General features: G+C 39.4%; 21 protein-coding genes. All 21 read left to right on the top strand.

Annotated elements, in window-relative coordinates:
- The first annotated feature begins 41 nt into the window (after nt 1-41).
- Nucleotides 42-677 carry a uracil phosphoribosyltransferase gene (gene upp / locus CBG10_RS03105; protein WP_003676152.1) on the top strand — a complete coding sequence of 212 codons (636 nt, stop codon included), beginning with the start codon at nt 42-44 and terminating at the stop codon, nt 675-677.
- A 129-nt stretch (nt 678-806) separates the two neighbouring features.
- Nucleotides 807-2,534 (top strand): phosphoenolpyruvate--protein phosphotransferase, encoded by a 1,728-nt coding sequence (ptsP, locus tag CBG10_RS03100; protein WP_094511638.1) that lies wholly within the window; start codon nt 807-809, stop codon nt 2,532-2,534.
- Nucleotides 2,535-2,636: 102 nt separating this feature from the next.
- On the top strand, nt 2,637-3,752 hold the full coding sequence (locus CBG10_RS03095) for a YibE/F family protein (RefSeq protein ID WP_094511637.1): 1,116 nt from the start codon (nt 2,637-2,639) through the stop codon (nt 3,750-3,752).
- Nucleotides 3,749-4,522, top strand: coding sequence for a YibE/F family protein (locus CBG10_RS03090; RefSeq protein WP_094511636.1), 774 nt, complete (start codon nt 3,749-3,751; stop codon nt 4,520-4,522). The genes CBG10_RS03095 and CBG10_RS03090 overlap by 4 nt, the downstream gene beginning before the upstream one ends.
- A gap of 157 nt (nt 4,523-4,679) precedes the next feature.
- Nucleotides 4,680-5,951 (top strand): solute carrier family 23 protein, encoded by a 1,272-nt coding sequence (locus tag CBG10_RS03085; RefSeq protein WP_094511635.1) that lies wholly within the window; start codon nt 4,680-4,682, stop codon nt 5,949-5,951.
- 312 nt (nt 5,952-6,263) lie between these two features.
- Nucleotides 6,264-6,971: a F0F1 ATP synthase subunit A gene (gene atpB, locus CBG10_RS03080; RefSeq protein ID WP_003666558.1), complete on the top strand. Its 708-nt coding sequence runs from the start codon at nt 6,264-6,266 to the stop codon at nt 6,969-6,971.
- Nucleotides 6,972-6,995: 24 nt separating this feature from the next.
- Complete coding sequence (atpE, locus tag CBG10_RS03075) at nt 6,996-7,214, top strand: F0F1 ATP synthase subunit C (RefSeq protein ID WP_003666561.1); 219 nt, start codon at nt 6,996-6,998, stop codon at nt 7,212-7,214.
- Nucleotides 7,215-7,256: 42 nt separating this feature from the next.
- Nucleotides 7,257-7,775: a F0F1 ATP synthase subunit B gene (gene atpF, locus CBG10_RS03070; RefSeq protein WP_094511633.1), complete on the top strand. Its 519-nt coding sequence runs from the start codon at nt 7,257-7,259 to the stop codon at nt 7,773-7,775.
- Nucleotides 7,765-8,307 (top strand): ATP synthase F1 subunit delta, encoded by a 543-nt coding sequence (gene atpH, locus CBG10_RS03065; RefSeq protein ID WP_094511632.1) that lies wholly within the window; start codon nt 7,765-7,767, stop codon nt 8,305-8,307. Before atpF ends, atpH begins: the two co-directional genes overlap by 11 nt.
- A 31-nt stretch (nt 8,308-8,338) precedes the next feature.
- The gene (atpA, locus tag CBG10_RS03060; RefSeq protein WP_003666568.1) at nt 8,339-9,868 is read left to right on the top strand and encodes a F0F1 ATP synthase subunit alpha; all 1,530 of its coding nucleotides are present in this window, start codon (nt 8,339-8,341) and stop codon (nt 9,866-9,868) included.
- Between the two features lie 35 nt (nt 9,869-9,903).
- Complete coding sequence (locus CBG10_RS03055; protein WP_003666570.1) at nt 9,904-10,848, top strand: F0F1 ATP synthase subunit gamma; 945 nt, start codon at nt 9,904-9,906, stop codon at nt 10,846-10,848.
- Nucleotides 10,849-10,874: 26 nt separating this feature from the next.
- Nucleotides 10,875-12,302 carry a F0F1 ATP synthase subunit beta gene (gene atpD / locus CBG10_RS03050; RefSeq protein WP_019251356.1) on the top strand — a complete coding sequence of 476 codons (1,428 nt, stop codon included), beginning with the start codon at nt 10,875-10,877 and terminating at the stop codon, nt 12,300-12,302.
- 11 nt (nt 12,303-12,313) lie between these two features.
- A complete protein-coding gene (locus tag CBG10_RS03045; protein ID WP_003666575.1) occupies nt 12,314-12,745 on the top strand; it encodes a F0F1 ATP synthase subunit epsilon in 432 nt (143 codons plus the stop codon).
- A 203-nt stretch (nt 12,746-12,948) separates the two neighbouring features.
- Nucleotides 12,949-13,212 (top strand): DUF1146 domain-containing protein, encoded by a 264-nt coding sequence (locus CBG10_RS03040; protein ID WP_019251357.1) that lies wholly within the window; start codon nt 12,949-12,951, stop codon nt 13,210-13,212.
- Nucleotides 13,213-13,230: 18 nt separating this feature from the next.
- Complete coding sequence (murA, locus tag CBG10_RS03035; RefSeq protein WP_094511631.1) at nt 13,231-14,547, top strand: UDP-N-acetylglucosamine 1-carboxyvinyltransferase; 1,317 nt, start codon at nt 13,231-13,233, stop codon at nt 14,545-14,547.
- Between the two features lie 106 nt (nt 14,548-14,653).
- Entirely contained in the window at nt 14,654-15,646 is a 993-nt protein-coding gene (mreB, locus tag CBG10_RS03030; RefSeq protein WP_019251359.1) for a rod shape-determining protein, read from the top strand.
- 5 nt (nt 15,647-15,651) lie between these two features.
- Nucleotides 15,652-15,888, top strand: coding sequence for a membrane protein insertion efficiency factor YidD (gene yidD / locus CBG10_RS03025; protein ID WP_011953410.1), 237 nt, complete (start codon nt 15,652-15,654; stop codon nt 15,886-15,888).
- A 23-nt stretch (nt 15,889-15,911) separates the two neighbouring features.
- Nucleotides 15,912-16,136, top strand: coding sequence for a DUF2969 domain-containing protein (locus CBG10_RS03020; RefSeq protein WP_094511630.1), 225 nt, complete (start codon nt 15,912-15,914; stop codon nt 16,134-16,136).
- 48 nt (nt 16,137-16,184) lie between these two features.
- Nucleotides 16,185-17,378 carry an FtsW/RodA/SpoVE family cell cycle protein gene (locus CBG10_RS03015; protein ID WP_003666583.1) on the top strand — a complete coding sequence of 398 codons (1,194 nt, stop codon included), beginning with the start codon at nt 16,185-16,187 and terminating at the stop codon, nt 17,376-17,378.
- Nucleotides 17,379-17,390: 12 nt separating this feature from the next.
- Nucleotides 17,391-17,684 (top strand): glycine cleavage system protein H, encoded by a 294-nt coding sequence (locus tag CBG10_RS03010; RefSeq protein ID WP_094511628.1) that lies wholly within the window; start codon nt 17,391-17,393, stop codon nt 17,682-17,684.
- Between the two features lie 137 nt (nt 17,685-17,821).
- On the top strand, nt 17,822-18,958 hold the full coding sequence (locus CBG10_RS03005; protein WP_094511627.1) for a D-alanine--D-alanine ligase family protein: 1,137 nt from the start codon (nt 17,822-17,824) through the stop codon (nt 18,956-18,958).
- The last annotated feature ends 286 nt before the right edge of the window (nt 18,959-19,244 follow it).

The raw sequence follows: 19,244 nt of genomic DNA, 5'->3' as shown, positions 1-19,244 counted from the left end.
TTGGTAGAATAGTGAAGAAATTCAAAGGAGTGTATATAGGCATGGGTAAATTTGAAGTGTTAGATCATCCATTGATTCAGCACAAGCTAACAATGATTCGGGATAAAAATGTTGGGACAAAGTTTTTCCGGGAAACAGTCAAGGAAATTTCAACTTTAATGGCTTATGAAGTTGCACGTGACATGCCATTGAAGGATGTTGAAATTGAAACGCCAATTGCTAAAACAACTCAAAAGGAATTGGCTGGTAAAAAGGTAGCGATTATTCCAATTCTTCGGGCAGGAATCGGAATGGTTGATGGGATGACTGATCTTATCCCAGCAGCTAAAATTGGTTTTATCGGAATGTATCGTGATGAAGAAACCTTAAAGCCACATGAATACTTTGTTAAGTTGCCTAATGATATTACAGAACGGCAATTATTCATCGTTGACCCAATGCTAGCAACTGGTGGTTCAGCAATGATGGCAATCGAAGCCTTAAAGAAGCGCGGTTGCTCCGAAAAGAACATGAAATTTGCTTGCTTAGTTGCAGCCCCTGAGGGAGTCAAGGCTGTGCGCGACGCTTATCCAGATGTCGATATTTATACCGCAGGACTTGATGATCATCTTAATGAAGACGGGTATATTGTTCCTGGATTAGGCGATGCTGGTGACCGTCTTTTTGGTACTAAGTAGATAATTAAGGATTAAAAGCATGATCTGTAGAAAACTTTTTAGCTTTCGCAAATCTTGCTTTTATTTTTATTTGTGTTGAAAAGGCTTTCGCTTATAATAGGTACTATACCAGAAAAGGGGAATTGATTAATGGAGACCCAAATTAATGGAATCGCAGCCAGTGATGGAGTAGGAATTGCACCGGCTTACTTATTAACGAAGCCTAATCTTAATTTTGAAAAGTATCATATTAGTGACCCCAATAGTGAAAAAGCAAGATTACATCGAGCTTTTGATAAGATCATTCAAAAACTAAAAGAGACTAAGGAGAAACTTGTTGATAAACTTAATGCAGAAGATCTAGCAATTTTTGATACTCATATTGCAATCTTAAATGATCCGGAAATGATTAAACAAGTTGAAAACCGAATTACCAATCAACGCTTAAATGCGGAATCGGCTTTTACGGAAGTAATTACTAAGATGATTAAAACCCTGCAGGCAATGACTGGAAATGAATATATGCAAGAGCGAGCAACTGATTTTCAAAATATTCAAGACCAGGTTTTAGCAGAATTAGAAGGAAAGAAGCTTCCTAATTTACGTGAACTAGATCACCCCGTCATTATAGTCGCTCATTCAATTGGCCCGGCAGATACTTCACAGATGGATGGTCGTTTTGTTAAAGGCATTATTACCGATTTGGGTGGGCGAACTAGTCATGCAGCGATCATGGCTCGTTCTTTACAGATTCCGGCAATTGTTGGATGCAACGACATAACTAAAAAGGTGCAGAATGGCCAACGAGTAATTGTTGATGGATTTGAGGGTAGTGCAATTATTGAACCCTCAACAAACGATGTTAAACAATACCAAAAAATTGCAGATAAGTTTATGAATGTCCGTCAGCAATGGAAAAAAATGGTTAATCAGCCCTCGGTAACCGCTGATGGGCAGCAATATAAGATTTCAGCTAATATTGGTTCTTCAGTTGATATTTCATCAGCAATAGAAAATGGTGCTGATGGTGTTGGCCTATTTCGAACTGAATTTCTTTATATGAAAAGCGACCACCTCCCAACCGAAGAAGAGCAGTTTAATGCCTATCGTCGAGCCGTTGAACAGTTAAATGGGAAACGGCTAGTAGTTCGGACCTTAGATATCGGTGGCGATAAACCACTTCAATTCATGCCTTTACCCAAAGAAATGAACCCTTTCCTTGGCTACCGGGCTATTCGGATTGCGCTTGATCGGCCAGAAATGTTTAGGACTCAGCTGCGGGCCTTACTCCGCGCATCCGAGTTTGGGAAGATTAATATTATGTTTCCAATGATTACCACGCTTGAAGAATTACAAGCAGCTAAGAATATATATTATGAGGAACAGCAGAAATTAGCTGTCGATCATCCTGGGATTGGCCGCGATGTCCATCTTGGGATAATGATTGAAGTTCCATTGGCCGCATTAAATGCTGAGCGTCTAGCTGCAGAAGTTGATTTCTTTAGCATTGGAACTAATGATTTAATCCAATATTGTTTTGCGGCTGACCGTGGTAATGATTCAGTTTCGTACCTTTACCAGCCGCTAAACCCAACTTTCTTAAAATTAATTAAGCATATTATTGATGCTGGTCATGCTCATGACACAACCGTAGCAATGTGTGGAGAAATGGCAGGGGATCGCTATGCCTTGCCACTATTAATCGGGATGGGTTTGGATATTTATTCGATGAGTGCTAGCTCTATTTTACGGACCCGTTCAATGATGAAGCAGTTGGATAGTAAGAAATGCCAGAAACTATATCAACAGGCCGTTACAACTTGTGATTCAATGACCAGGGTGAAGCAGTTAGTTCAAAATTGGTTGGTAACAAACTAAAAAAGGATTTAGGAAAAGTAAAGATTTTTCTTAAATCCTTTTTTTGTCTCTTGTTAAGAGTAAAATGGCAATAGTTTTGCTGTACTAAGGGGATGTAAAGTTGTGATTAAGCAATACTGGACAAAGCAAAGAATCTGGTTATTAATTTTTTTAATGGTCGTTGGGATTGGCACTCTCTTATTTACTAGCCATAATGAGCGCTTTTATCAGCAGCCAATAGCTAAAGTAATTAGTGAAAAAACGATGAGTAAACAAAGAGTAAAAGACCAGTTTGACAATGTTGACCACCAATATACTCAACAACTCCAAGTAAAACTAATGAATGGTAAATATCGCGGGCAAAAATTAACAGTCCAAAATACATATAGTGATTCGCAACCGATGGATCAACGTTATCGGGCAGGGAATGAAGTGTTTTTAACTCAGCTTCGTAAACGAGGCGGAAAACTAACCGCCAATGTTAACGGTTATAAGCGCGATACAGTAATCGTTTTCTTGCTTTGGCTTGTTATCTTGATGTTGCTTCTCCTTATGGGGCGTGCAGGGTTGTTCGCATTCTTAAGCGTAGTAATTAATGCTCTTTTGTTTATAATTGCAATTGAGATTGACTTAAAGCAAAATGGTCAGCATATTATGCTGCTTTTTAGTGTTCTTGCCATAATTTTTACGTTTATTAGCCTATTATTAGTTCTTGGTTTTAGTAAAAAGATGCTGGCAACTTTTGCAGCAACGGTTATTGGAACATTTGTTGCCTTAGGAGTAAGCGTGCTTGTATTTATTTGGACGCATGAACGAGGGATTTACTATGAATCAATGGAATATGTTACGCAAGTTCCCCGGCCACTTTTTTTGGCTGAAACATTATTAGGATCTTTAGGGGCGGTAATGGATGAATCAAGTGATATTATCGCCACTCTTTTTGAACTAAAGCAGTTAAATCCAGCTGTTACCCGTAAACAGTTATTTATCTCTGGACGCAATGTTGGTAAGTCAATTATGGGACCGTTAATAAATGTTTTATTTTTAATTTTTATGGTGGATACTTTTACTGGTAGTCTTTTGTATATCAAAAACGGTAACTCGTGGGGATATACCTATGCAATGAATATGAGCTTAGGGACTATTCAGAGCTTGATTAGTGGGATTGGGATTGTCCTTTCAGTTCCCCTTGTAAGTCTATTTGGGGCATTATTATTAGGGAAGAAGGTGCAAAGATGACGACAATTACAGGCCTTGGCTTGGTCTTGCTAATTTTGATGGTCCTTGTGGGAGGAAAACAGGGCTGGACGGCTTTTTTAAGCTTGCTTCTTAACTTTGGCTTTTTATATTTTGCAATTATTTTAGTCGCGTTTCATGTCCCCCCGTTATTTGTAACGGTAACTATTGGGATTACAATTTTGGCGATAACCATTTTCATGGGAGAAGATGATTTGCGGACAACCGTGACGGCCTTTTATGCTTCCCTCATCGTGGTATGTTTAATTTTAGTGCTGATCTTTATTATTGAGCACTGGGCAATGGTACAAGGCTTTGGAACAGAAGATAGCGATGAGTTAGAAGGGATGTCAACTTTAATTGGAATTAGTTATTTCAAGGTTTCTGTTACTACTACTATTTTGAGTTCGCTCGGCGCAATTGCAGAAGCGGCAATGGCGATCTCCTCTGGCCTTACGGAAATCCTTGAGAATCATCCCGAAAGAACTAATCGTCAATTAATTCATAGTGGGATGGCAATCGGGCAACAGATTATTGGAACAACATTTAATACGCTTTTCTTTGGCTTCTTTGGTGGATTCTTAGCACTATTTATTTGGTTCTTAGGTCTCCACTATTCCTTTGGTACAATTATGAATAATAAGATTTTTGTGGCAGAAATGATTGAAATTCTGATCTCTTTCATTGGGGTGCTGATCACTGTTCCCATGACCGCTTGGGTGATGACAAAGCGGCGTAAATCAGTTATTGACAATCATCCTAAAACAAAGTAATATACGAATAACTTATAAATAGACCTTTAATCGGAGTCCTGTGAGGCTTCAAAGGTGCGGATAAATTCTCCTTGCTCTTTCCATAGTTAGGATTGAGTAGGGAAGAGACGACTTTGGAGCAGGGATTCCAAGGTCGTTTTTCTTTAGGAGGATTTATATGGCGCACCGTGATAATGTTGTTTTAGATGTAGACGAACGGCCAGCTCCTTGGCAGTGGTTTGGTCTATCCTTGCAACATATGTTTTCTATGTTTGGCTCCACTGTTTTAGTCCCAATCTTGGTCGGATTAAATCCAGGAATTGCCTTGTTTAGTTCAGGGGTAGGGACCCTGATGTATTTACTCATTACTAAGCATAAGATTCCGGCTTATATGGGATCGAGTTTCTCATTTGTTGTCCCGATGATGGCCTTAATGAAAACTACTGGTTATCCGGGGATTGCACAAGGGACTATTGCAGTTGGGTGCGTATATTTAATCGTATCAGTAATTGTAACGCTGGTTGGGTCACAATGGATTGATCGCATTCTGCCACCAATTGTTGTTGGTCCGATTGTTGTTGTAATCGGGCTGTCATTAGCAGGGACAGCCGCTAAAGATGCTACCATCAATTCAGCTACTGGCCATTATGATTTACGCTTTTTTGCGGTTGCAATGCTTACGATGGCAATAACAGTTATCTTCAATATGTATTTTAAAGGATTTCTCGGTTTAATTCCGATTTTGATGGGGATTGTCGCTGGTTATATTATTGCGGTCTTATTTGGTATTGTGGATTTTTCGCCAGTTGCGCATGCACACTGGTTTAGTTTGCCCGACTTCCAGATTCCGTTTGTTGATTATCATCCCCAATTATACTGGGGTGCGATTTTGAGTATGGCACCGATCGCTTTCGTTACCATGACAGAACACTTGGGACATATTATGGTTCTGAATGAGTTGACTGAACGAAATTACTTCAAGGAACCAGGGTTGAACCATACGCTTGCAGGAGATGGGACGGCTTCAATTATTGCCGGATTCGTCGGTGGACCTCCAGTAACTAGTTATGGGGAAAATATTGGGGTAATGGCAATTACGCGTGTCCACTCAGTTTACGTTATTGCTGGAGCAGCTGTATTTGCCATCTTCTTTAGCTTTATTGGTAAATTAAGCGTCTTGATAGAATCTATTCCTTCACCAGTTATCGGCGGGATTTCATTCCTATTATTTGGTGTGATTGCCTCTAGTGGATTGCGTGTAATGATTGAGAACAAAATTGATTTTAATGAAAAAAGAAATTTAATGATTTCATCTGTTATTTTAGTAATTGGGATTGGGAATGCCTATCTTCAATTGGGAAAATATCAATTCTCTGGATTAGCAGTTGCAGCCGTCCTCGGAATAATAATGAATTTAATTCTTCCCCAAAAAGCCAAAAGTGAAATGTAGTTTGAATTTTTAAGCAGAGTGAGAAAAGGCATCCGACCTCTTACTTTGCTTTTTTCGTATGATAACAAAACAAAAAATTGAGCGGTCGTGGAAAAAAACAGATTGTAAGAAAAAGTTTATCAAAGCTGCGAAAACGTTTTCTTTCCATTCTTATCAATTGATTAGTAGGGGTATATAAACCTAATGTTTTTTTGAATTTTAACGAAATTAATGATATATTAACATTCGTAACTTGGGGTAGTTCGTTTTATTTGCAACGTTCATCCAATTTACAAGCCAAATTATTGTTATAAGGAAAGAGGTGGAATATGAATGGGCGGTGATGCTTTAACTTTTAAGCTTTTCGGACTCACGTTCAATACTACGAACATTGTTTCTGGACTGATTATCTACGCAATCGTGTTCTTCACTCTTTACGGGATGTCACGAAAGATCCAAATGAAGCCTACTGGTGCACAAAATGTATTTGAGTGGCTAGTTGACTTTACTAATGGAATTGTGCGAAGTCAGATGCCAGCATCCGAACAAGGGCACTATAGTTTTTTTGCCTTTGTTTTGTTTGTTTTCATTTTCTTTGCAAACCAATTCGGTTTAATTTTCCAATTCCATTGGAACGGAGCTGAAGTGCTTAGAAGTCCAACGGCAGATCCAGTTGTTACGTTAACACTTTCTTTAATGGTAATGGTATTAGCATTCGCTGCTGGAGTAGCACATAATGGCCTTGGTGGATACTTGAAAGGATACACTAAACCATTTACTTTAATGCTTCCTGTTAACATTATCGAAGACTTTGCTAACTTCTTAACTCTTGGTCTCCGTATTTTTGGTAACATTTTTGCCGGTGAACTTTTAATGAGTTTGATTGCTAATATGGCATTCTCACATGGAATCCTAACTATTATTCCAGGACTATTTTTGGAACTAGCATGGCAAGGGTTCTCCGTATTTATCGGTTCGATTCAGGCATATGTCTTTGTAACATTAACGACGGTTTATATTTCTCGGAAGATTTCCGAATAATAATCCCTAAGGAGGAATTTTAAAATGGCATTAGGAGCAATTGCTGCAGGACTCGCGGCTATGGGTGCCGCTATCGGTGGTGGTATCGGTGACGGTATCTTAATCGGACACACAGTTGACAGTATCGCACGTCAACCAGAATTACAAAGTAGATTACAAGCAACGATGTTTATTGGTGTTGGTTTGATTGAAGCCATGCCTATTATTGCCATCGTTATTGGCTTCCTTGTTATGAACAAGTAATTATTTTAAGTTTTTTATTTTAAGATAAGGAGGTGTCAATAGATGTTTGTAAACAGTGTGTTAGCTGAATCAAACAGTTTATACATTGGTGACTTGGTATTCTACATCGTTACTTTTATCATCTTAATGCTATTAGTTAAGCATTTTGCTTGGAAACCAGTAACAGATATGATGAAGAAACGTGCAGATAAGATTGCTAATGACATTGATAATGCTGCTCGTTCACGTGAAAGTGCTGAAAAGATGGCTGCAAAGCGACAAGCGGAGTTACAAAGCTCACGGCAAGAAGCTGCTGAGATTGTAAGTAATGCTAAAAAGTCTGGGGAAACTCAGCGAGCACAGATTGTTGAAACGGCGCAAAAAGATGCCCAAGCTCTCAAGCAACAGGCACAAAAAGATGCTGAGCAAGCACGTCGCGATGCATTAAATAGTGCTAAGGATGACGTTGCAAACTTATCTATTGAGATTGCTTCCAAACTCATCCAAAAAGAATTAAAGACAGACGATCAAAAAGAATTGATCGATTCCTATATCGAAGGGTTGGTAGAACATGAGTCTTGATAAGAAGACAGTTGCTGATCGCTATGCGAAAGCACTGTTTGAATTGGTCGATGCTGATAACGAACTCGATCAAACTTATCAAGAATTGATTGCTTTACGCCAAGTCTTTGAGGACAACGAGGGATTGGACGCCGCACTTGCGGGAGTTCAACTGTCACTTGATGAAAAGAAATCATTGATTAAAGATTTACAGCAAGGTGCTTCAAAGTATGTTGCTAACTTAATTCAAATGGTTTTCGATTACGGCCGTATTGACTGCATGGTCGCAATTATTGATGAGTTTGAACGGCGGTATGACCGTAAAATGAAGCGGATGCATGCTGACGTTACCACAGCGATCCAACTCGATAAACAACAAGAGGATCAACTGAAGGCTAATCTTGCAAAATGTTTTGGTGCTAATGAAGTTACCTTAACGAAACATGTTGATCCAGAAATTTTAGGTGGGGTTATTGTCCATGTTGATAATAAGACATTAGATGGTAGTCTCAGCTCAAAGATTAAGCAAATTCGTCGTTTACTAGTTAGATAAATATATCTTTTTTCAAAGAGGTGAGACCTTTATGAGCATTAAAACTGAGGAAATCAGTTCACTCATCAAAAAACAACTCGCCAACTACCAAGACAAAGTATCTGTCGAAGAAACCGGTACTGTTACCTATGTTGGTGATGGGGTTGCTCGTGCCGATGGCTTAGATAATGCTATGGCTGGTGAGTTGCTCGAATTTAGTAACGGGGTCTACGGAATGGCTCAAAACCTCGAAAGTAATGATGTAGGTATTGTTATTTTAGGGGATTACACAGGCATTCGTGAAGGAGACACCGTTAAGCGGACGGGTCGAATCATGGAAGTACCCGTTGGCGATGCATTATTAGGACGGGTTGTTGACTCATTAGGTCGTCCAATTGACGGTCTTGGTGAGATTAAGACAGATAAAACTCGTCCAATTGAACGTAAAGCTCCAGGTGTTATGGAGCGTAAGAGTGTTAGTGTACCACTTCAAACTGGTATTAAGGTTATTGATGCCTTAGTTCCAATTGGACGTGGTCAGCGTGAATTGATTATTGGTGACCGTAAGACAGGTAAAACTGCCATTGCGTTAGACACTATTATTAACCAAAAGAACCAAGACGTAATTTGTATTTACGTTGCTATTGGTCAAAAGGAATCAACTGTTCGGGCTAGTGTTGAAACCCTTCGTAAGTATGGAGCATTAGATTACACAATTGTTGTTTCAGCTAGTGCTTCAAACCCTGCTCCAATGCTATACATTGCGCCATATGCAGGGGCTGCGATGGGTGAAGAATTTATGTTCAACGGTAAAGATGTTCTTATTGTTTATGATGATTTGTCAAAACAAGCGGATGCATACCGTGAACTTTCATTAATTCTTCGTCGTCCTCCTGGTCGTGAAGCTTACCCTGGTGATATTTTCTATACTCACTCACGGTTGCTAGAACGTGCTGCTCGTTTGTCTGATGATCTTGGTGGTGGTTCAATGACCGCTTTACCAATCATTCAGACGCAAGCTGGTGATGTTTCTGCATATATTCCTACTAACGTTATTTCTATTACTGATGGTCAGATCTTCTTAGATTCAGATGAATTCTATGCAGGTCAACGTCCGGCCATTGATGCTGGTACTTCAGTTTCTCGTGTTGGTGGTGACGCTCAGATCAAAGCAATGAAGAAAGTTGCTGGTACTTTGCGTTTGGATATTGCTTCATACAACGAATTAGCATCCTTTGCTCAATTCGGTTCCGACCTTGATGCAGCTACGCAAGCTAAATTGGCTCGTGGTCAACGGACTATGGAAGTCTTAAAGCAGGGATTACATGATCCGCTACCAGTAGAAGAACAAGTTGTAACATTATTTGCTCTTTCACGTGGCTTCATCGATAAAGTCGAAATTGAAGATGTTCAACGTTACGAAAGTGAATTGGCTGCTTACATGCATGCTAACCACCAAGACCTCTACGACACCATCAAGAAGACTGGTAAGCTACCAGAAGGCGATGACTTGCAAAATGCTGTTGCTAAGTTCTCTGAAACATTTCAAGGGACAAAAAAGCAAGTCGCTGAAGAAAAATAGTTAATGATGATTAGTCGAAAGGACGGTGAGATTTAGTGCCAGCTTCACTCGCTGCAGTTAAACATAAGATTGATTCCACTAAGAGTACGCGTCAGATTACTTCGGCGATGCAAATGGTTTCAACCGCAAAACTGAATCAAATTCAACACCACACTCAGACCTACGAAGTATATGCTGAGAAGGTTAAGCAAATGTTGTCTGATCTGGTTAAATCTCACAGCGCAACATCTGCAGCTTCGCAAGATGATGTTTACGCTGCACTGTTTAAAAAGCGCGCAGTTAAAAAGACTGGGGTGCTTGTGATTACGTCTGACCGAGGTTTGGTTGGTAGTTACAATAGTAATATTATCAAGCAAACGTTAGATATGATGGCTAAGCACAATCTTGATAAAGACAACACAGTATTCTTGACGGTCGGTAAAACTGGAACAGAATTCTTTAAGAAGAGGGGAATGAATGTCGTTTACGAATATTCAGGCGTTAGCGATGTTCCTACCTATCGGGAAGTTCATAGTATTGTGAAGACCGCTGTTCAAATGTACAGTGACCAAGTATTTGATGAGATGTACATGGTTTACAGCCATTACGTTAACCGAATTACATCAAATGTGATTGTTCATGATGTACTTCCAATTACTGAAAAGTCATTACTCGATGACGAAAATGAAGCGCAAGAAAATACAGAATTAAATAATTCTGATGTAAGTACTGCGCATGTTTCAGCCGAGTATGAATTTGAACCGTCAGATACAGAAATCATTTCTGCATTGGTTGCCCAATATGCAGAAAGTTTGATTTATGGAGCGATTCTTGATGCCAAGACATCAGAACACTCTTCAAGTGCGAATGCAATGCGTTCAGCTACAGATAATGCTGATGACATTATCTCTACTCTCGAATTGCAATATAACCGAGCACGGCAAGCAGCAATTACCACTGAAATTACAGAAATTACTGGTGGTATGACTGCTCAAGAATAATTTTTTCTAACGTAGGAGGAAACAACATGAGTTCTGGTAAAGTTTTACAAGTTATCGGACCAGTTGTTGATGTTGAATTTCCCTTAGACGGAAAACTTCCTGAAATTAATGACGCTTTGAAGATTAAGGAAAGCGATGGTAAGACTTTAACAACTGAAGTTGCCTTGGAATTAGGTGATGGTGTTGTTCGAACAATTGCCATGGACGGTACTGATGGTCTTCAACGTGGTATGGAAGTTGAAAACACTGGTGCATCAATTAGTGTACCAGTTGGTGATGATACTCTGGGACGAGTATTTAACGTCTTAGGGGAACCTGTTGACAACGGACCGAAATTTGGTCCTGATGCAAAGCGGATGCCTATTCACCGTGATGCACCAAAGTATGATGACTTAAACAATGCTACCGAAATTTTGGAAACTGGGATCAAGGTTATTGATTTACTAGCTCCATATGTTCGTGGTGGTAAGATTGGTCTATTCGGTGGTGCCGGTGTTGGTAAAACCGTTTTGATTCAGGAATTGATTCATAACATTGCTCAAGGTCATAATGGTATTTCTGTCTTCACAGGGGTTGGTGAACGTACCCGTGAAGGTAATGATATGTACTATGAAATGAAGGCCTCTGGAGTTCTTGAAAAGACGGCCATGGTTTATGGTCAGATGAACGAACCACCTGGTGCCCGTATGCGGGTTGCCTTAACTGGTTTAACAATTGCGGAATACTTCCGTGATGTAAAGGGACAAGATGTTTTGCTCTTTATCGATAACATCTTCCGGTTTACACAAGCTGGTTCAGAAGTTTCTGCCCTCTTGGGTCGGATTCCTTCTGCCGTTGGTTACCAGCCAACATTAGCTACTGAAATGGGTCAGTTACAGGAACGGATTACTTCAACTAAGAAGGGATCAATTACGTCTATCCAAGCCGTTTATGTTCCAGCCGATGACTATACCGACCCTGCACCAGCTACAACATTTGCCCACTTGGATGCAACTACTAACTTGGAACGTCGATTAACCCAAATTGGTATTTATCCAGCCGTTGACCCACTAGCTTCAACTTCTACTGCTCTTACCCCAGAAATTGTTGGTAAAGAACACTATGAAGTTGCTACACAGGTTCAACACGTTCTTCAACGATACCATGAACTTCAAGATATCATCTCTATTTTAGGTATGGATGAATTATCTGACGAAGAAAAGACAATCGTTGCTCGTGCACGGCGGATTCAAAACTTCCTTTCCCAAAGCTTTAGTGTTGCTTCCCAATTTACAGGTTTACCTGGTAAATATGTTCCATTAAAGGAAACAATTAAAGGCTTTAAGGAAATTCTTGCTGGTAAGTATGATGATCTTCCAGAAGAAGCTTTCCGGTTAGTTGGACCAATTGAAGACGTTGTTGAAAAGGCAAAGAAAATGAAGGCTGAGACTGACGAAGATAGCTCAGAAGACTAGGAGGGATAATTATGGCTGAAAATACTTTTAAGGTCACTATTATTACTCCAGATGGCACCGTCTATGATAATGATAAGGTTACCATGCTCGTTATGAACACTGCTGGTGGACAAATGGGAATCATGGCTAACCACGTACCATTAATTGCTGCGCTTGAAATCAGTACAGTTCGAATTAAACATTCTGAAGGCACTGATGAAGTTGCAGCAGTTAACGGTGGGATCATTCAATTTGATGGTCAAAATGCTACAATCGCAGCTGATAGTGCTGAAATGCCTGAAGCAATTGACGTTGAGCGGGCACAGAGAGCTAAAAAGCGTTCTGAGTCTGCAATCGCAGAAGCAAAGAAGAAGCATAACCAAAGCGACTTATCACGTGCAGAAGTTCACCTCAAGCGTGCAATTAACCGTTTGAATGCTGCTTCTAAGCAACGCAATATCTAAGGTATAATATTACAAAGAGGCTGGAGAAAATAATCCAACCTCTTTACTATTTTAAAGTGTAAATTGCCAAACCACAGTAGATGCTTAGCCATCCTTGCGGGGGTGGGACTAAAAACTTGCAAGCGAGTTTAGTCTCACCCCTTTTTCGTTTAAAAGATCATTAAGCTTTTTTACGAATTAATAATTTAATCATGTGATATGATATGATTGAATTTAGTTTAAAAGAGGGTGATCGATTGCAAATTACAGGATTACGAGCGCTATTAGAAATAATAGTGCAATTGGCATTTGTCTGGTTAGCATTTTTTGCTATTCAAGGAATACATTTTGAGCATTTTTTTAACCGACCACCGCGCACATTACCTTTACTCATTGTTTTAATGGCTACTGGACTGGGATATTTATGTGCGACATTTTTCTTAAATATCTTAAGTGCAATTGGGAATTTAACATATTTAATTCGATAGTATTTACTGGAGGAACTTATGGAAAAAATTGTTGTTAAGGGCGGTCAGAGGTTAACTGGTCGAGTTAAAGTTGAAGGAGCAAAAAATGCAGTCTTACCAATTCAAGCAGCATCTATTTTAGCTTCTAGCGGAAACATTAAATTATCAAATGTTCCAATTTTATCGGATGTAACGACAATGAATCAGTTATTACGGTTCTTAAATATAAAAGTAGATTTTGATAAGGATAAGCACGTTTTGACAATTGATGCGGCTGATCCTGTATCATCTGAAGCACCATTAGAATATGTTAGCCGGATGCGGGCATCGATGGTAGTCTTAGGACCCTTGCTAGCTCGGACAGGACATGCGCAAATTGCGCTTCCTGGTGGATGTGCGATTGGATCCCGGCCAATTGACTTACATCTTAAAGGATTACGTCAATTAGGAGCGATTATTGAGCAACACGATGGATACTTAGAGGCACGGGCTGAGCACTTAATTGGTGATCACATTTATTTAGATTTCCCTAGTGTCGGTGCAACGCAAAATCTGATGATGGCAGCAACACTTGCGCAAGGAATTACAACAATTGAAAATGCGGCTAGTGAGCCTGAAATTGTTGATTTAGCAAACATGTTGAATAAAATGGGTGCACGTGTCCATGGCGCTGGAACAGACATTATCCGGATTCAAGGGGTTAATTTCCTTCATGGCTGTGAACATACAGTAATGCCAGATAGGATTGAAGCGGGGACGTTCATGATTGCGACAGCCATTACTAATGGTGACGTCGTAGTTGAAGGGGCAATTGCTGAACATAACACCTCATTGATTGCTAAGTTGGAGGAAATGGGTGTGACAGTCATCATTCAAGAGGATGGGATCCGTATTCTGGGGACTTCGGTTTTAATCCCTACGAATATTAAGACCCTCCCATATCCAGGTTTCCCTACTGACCTTCAACCACAAATGTCCGTTCTCCAGCTTTTGGCAAATGGGACCAGTACCCTAGATGAGACGATTTTTGAGAAGCGTTTTATGCATTTAGAAGAGTTACGACGAATGAACGCTGATTTTCAAATTAATGGTCCCGTTGCGGTTTTAAATGGTCCCACGCGTTTTAGTGGCGCTGAGGTAGCTGCCTCTGATTTACGAGCGGGGGCTGCTTTAGTATTGGCCGGGTTAGTTGCTGATGGAATTACCCAGGTTCGTAACCTAAAATATATTGATCGGGGATATTACCATCTTCACCAAAAGTTACAACAATTAGGGGCTAAGATTGATCGAATTGATGTCGAGGATAAAATTAAATTGGCGGTAAAGCCTTCTAAGAATAAAACAAATCAAGATTAAAGATTCGTAAGCGACGTCTATCTGTATCTCTATTTTGTGGTATAATTACGAACGATATTAACGAGTTTAGCGTTAAGACTTAACTAGCTAAAAGGAGAAGAAATTAATGGCAAAGGATATTGGAATTGATTTGGGAACTGCCAATGTTTTGATTTATGTTCAAGGCAAGGGTATTGTTCTAAATGAACCGTCAGTTGTGGCGGTTGATACAAAAACCAATAAAGTATTGGCTGTTGGTTCAGAAGCATACCGAATGGTTGGACGTACTCCTAGTAACATTCGGGCCATTCGTCCATTAAAGGATGGAGTTATTTCTGATTTTGATGTTACTCAAGAAATGCTTTCCTACTTTATCGGTAAACTAAGCGTTAAGGGATTCATGTCAAAGCCAAACATCATGATCTGCGCACCAACAAATATTACTGAGATTGAACGGAAGGCAATTATTCAAGCCGCTGAACAATCTGGTGGTGGTAAAGTTTACCTTGAATACGAGCCAAAAGTAGCAGCAATTGGTGCTGGATTGGATATTTTTAAACCTCGTGGAAACATGGTCATTGATATGGGTGGTGGTACCAGTGATATCGCCATTCTTTCATTAGGCGATATTGTCTCAAGCCAGTCAATTCGGATGGCCGGTGACAAGATGAATAGTGATATTGCGTCTTATATCAAGAACAAGCACGGCTTAGTAATTGGTGAACATACTGCTGAAAAGATCAAAATGGAACTCGGGACTGCATTACGGGCTGATGATCCTGAAACAATGGATGTTCGTGGTCGTGATGTAGCTACTGGGATGCCAAAGCAAATTACTGTTAATGAAAATGAAATTGAAGAAGCATTGCACGATACGCTTGAACAAATTGTTTCAGCCGCTGTAAATGTATTAGAAACAATTCCACCAGAGTTAGCTAGTGATATTATTGACCGGGGAATAATGTTAACCGGTGGTACTTCTTTATTAAAGGGTGTCGATCAATTATTCAGTGCTCGTCTAAAGGTACCGGTTGTTGTTTCACAAGACCCATTAGACAATGTTGCTAAGGGTGCTGGTGAAATGTTAGAACGGATGCAAAAGACTGAACGAAAGAAGTAGTTGAAATGGTAAGGATTTTATGTGACCTTATACGCTGGTATCAACAAGGCATTTCCGCCCAACGACCATTTCGCGTATGTCGCTTTACCCCCTCATGTTCACAGTACATGTTAGAAGCTTTACAACGCTTTGGTTTAAAGGGGATATTGCTCGGAAGTTGGCGGCTCCTTCGTTGTCAGCCGTTTTCTCGTGGTGGCTATGATCCGGTACCTAATCATTTTACTTTTCGTCGTCAGGGGTAATAATAGTTATTAAAGGTGAAAAAGTGTCAAAGAAAGATAAAAAAGTAGAAGTCAGCGTTAAAGATATTGAACGTCGTAATCAACCGGTTCAACAAATTTTTATTGGGGACCGTTTGATTGGTGAAGTTGTAACCGATAATAAACGTTTCAAAGCAATGCTGATAAGTGACCGGAGCGAATTTTATGTTCGGTCTCAAGAAGAGGGATTAGAAATAGTCCTTCAACAATATCATCTTCACCAGCATTAGTTTGGTGAACCATCCTCTTTGATTAATAATTTGTAAAGGAGTTTGGTAATGCAACGTTCGCAAAATGATGTAGAAAGTCGGATTGACTGGGGAATTATATTCTGTGTTCTTTTGCTAGCCTTGATTGGTCTTGCCTCAATATATGTAGCGGCAGTTCATGATCGGCAGCAAACTAGTGTGGCACGACAGGTTATTACCCAGTTGGTTTGGTATGCGGTTGGAACAATCCTTATTATTGTCATTATGCAATTTGATGCTGAACAATTATGGAAATTAGCACCAATTGTATACTGGCTAAGTGTATTTTTAATGTTCGCAATCCTAGTCTTTTATAGTCGAGCCTATTATGCTAGTACAGGGGCTAAGAGTTGGTTTGCAATTGGACCATTTACGTTTCAGCCTTCGGAAATAATGAAGCCTGCCTATATTTTAATGATGGGACGTGTTATTACGACTCATAATAATCGATATAGTGTGCATACTGTTGATTCAGATTGGCGATTAATTGGGACAATGTTCTTATGGCTATTACCAATTTTGATTTCGCTGAAGTTTCAAAATGACTTTGGGACTGGGTTAGTATTCTTTGCTATTTTCTGTGGAATGGTCTTAGTTTCTGGAGTTACTTGGCGAATTTTGGCGCCAGCAGCTACGATATTAGTTGTTGTTGGGGGCTCAGCCTTAGCGATGGTAACTAGTTCGGTTGGGCGACAAATACTTGAACATGTTGGGTTTCAAGCATACCAGTTTGATCGGGTTGATACCTGGCTTCATCCAGAACAGGATACAACTAACCAAGGGTATCAGTTATGGCAGAGTATTAAAGCGGTTGGTTCTGGTGGTATTACTGGAACTGGTTTTAATAACTCAAAGGTTTATGTTCCGGTCCGTGAATCAGATATGATTTTTTCCGTTATCGGTGAGAATTTTGGGTTCATTGGTGGGGTTTTATTAATCCTTATCTATTTGTTACTGATCTACTTAATGATTCGAGTAACATTCGACACCAAGAACGAATTCTATGCTTATATCTCAACCGGGGTCATCATGATGATTTTATTCCACGTTTTTGAAAATATTGGAATGAACATCGGTCTATTACCATTAACAGGTATTCCGCTTCCATTTATTAGTGCTGGGGGATCCTCATTAATTGGTAACCTGATTGGGATTGGGATGGTGATGTCGATGCGTTACCACCATCATTCGTATATGTTTAGCAGTAATCGTGAATTTAGATAGTGGGGTCATAAAATGGCAAAAGGTTATTTTTGGGTAAAAGAACAAGCAGATGGTACTAAGCGTATCGGCTTAAATGATGAAGGCCGTGATGAATTAGGAGAAGTAAGTTTCATCGATGTACCGGCAGTAGGGACAACCTTGAAACAAGCTGACAAGTTTATTGCGGTTGAAGCGGAAAAAGCAGTTACCGATGTAGATAGCCCCATTGATGGTAAGATTACCAAAATAAATGAAGCTATTGTTGATGATCCGGCTGGATTAAATTCGAGCGATATGGAAAAAAACTGGATTGTTGAAGTTAAATAAAAAATTAGGAGACTAGGGTTAGGGACACTTGATTCTAGTCTCCTATTTTTTTAGTATTGGCGGATCTTTCCAGTTCATGTTATACTTAAGGTTCTAGGAAAACGGCTAAGATAAAAATATTTAAGGTGGTATTTATTATGACCCAAAAATTACACATCGCTTTATTATTTGGTGGCAACTCCTCTGAACATGATGTGTCAAAGCGATCAGCACATAATATCTATGATGCTCTTGATAAGGAAAAGTATGATGTAAGTCTTTTTATGTTTACAAAGGATGGAATTCTATTAGGCAATGAGGATTCCCAAAAGATTTTTGATGGCGAACCTGAAGACAAAGTGGTAGCAGAAGCATATCAAAAGATGGATATGAGTAGTCCATTGGCACCAATTATGGCCTTAAACGAACAAAAGGAAATTGATTTCTTCTTCCCTGTTATCCATGGTAATTTAGGTGAAGATGGTACAATTCAAGGTCTCTTTAAGCTCCTTAATAAGCCATACGTTGGTTCAAATATTGCAGCTAGTGCAATGTCTTTTGACAAGGATCTTACTAAGAAGATTATTAGTCAAGCTGGTATTCGCAACACCCCTTATGTAGTAGTTACGCCAGAAAACCGGGCTGACTATTCATGGGGACGGATTGAAGAAAAATTAGGTAATCTTACTTTTGTAAAGCCAGCTAAGCAAGGCTCCTCTGTTGGTATTCATCGAGTTACTAACGCTGAAGAATATGAAAAAGCATTAGATGATGCCTTTAAGTATGACTACAAGATCTTAGTGGAACAAGGGATCGCTAATCCTCAAGAAATTGAGATTTCAATCTTAGGAAATGAACACCCAATTGCCTCTAAGTTAGGAGCTGTACGTGTACCTAAGGATGATCCATTCTATGATTACGAAAACAAATTTGTGGATGCCAGTGGGGTTGTTTTTGAACTTCCTGTTAAATTACCACAATACTTAGTTGATGAAATTACAGACATGGCTTTGAAAGCATACAAGGCATTAGGAATGAAGGGGATGGCTCGGATTGACTTTTTAGTTGACAGCAATAATGTCCCTTATCTTGGTGAACCAAATACTTTACCAGGATTTACTAACATTAGTTTGTACCCTCAAATGTGGGAAGTTTCTGGTATTTCATATTCCGACTTGATTGATCGATTAATTCAATTAGGATTACAAGAATTTGAACGAAACAGCAAGATTAAGTACGATTTCCGTAAGCTTGGTACTGAACGTGTTGGTCAAAAGAAATATAACGAAGACTAAAGAATAATTATTTAATGGTTAGAATGTTGTGAGTACAATGTGCTAACTATTTTTATTATTAAAATTATAGCAGAAAGTAAATATTACCATAATGATATAAAATCCATGGTATAGTATTGCAGTAAGAAAAATTTATAATATAATGAAGATACGCAGTTTTTGTAAGCGCTAAAGTAGCTTACAGTCACGCTACTTGCAGTACTTTATAACCATCGCGGGGGTGACTGTAAAGATGGTATAAGCATTTATTTTTGACCTATAATAAAAGATCTAGAGAAAACCAAAA

Origin of the sequence: Limosilactobacillus reuteri (genome assembly GCF_002254085.1) — a bacterium.
GTDB classification, from domain to species: Bacteria; Bacillota; Bacilli; order Lactobacillales; family Lactobacillaceae; genus Limosilactobacillus; species Limosilactobacillus reuteri_K.
The sequence above is the reverse complement of the archived record's forward strand: the minus strand, read 5'-3'. Positions and strand labels throughout refer to the sequence as shown.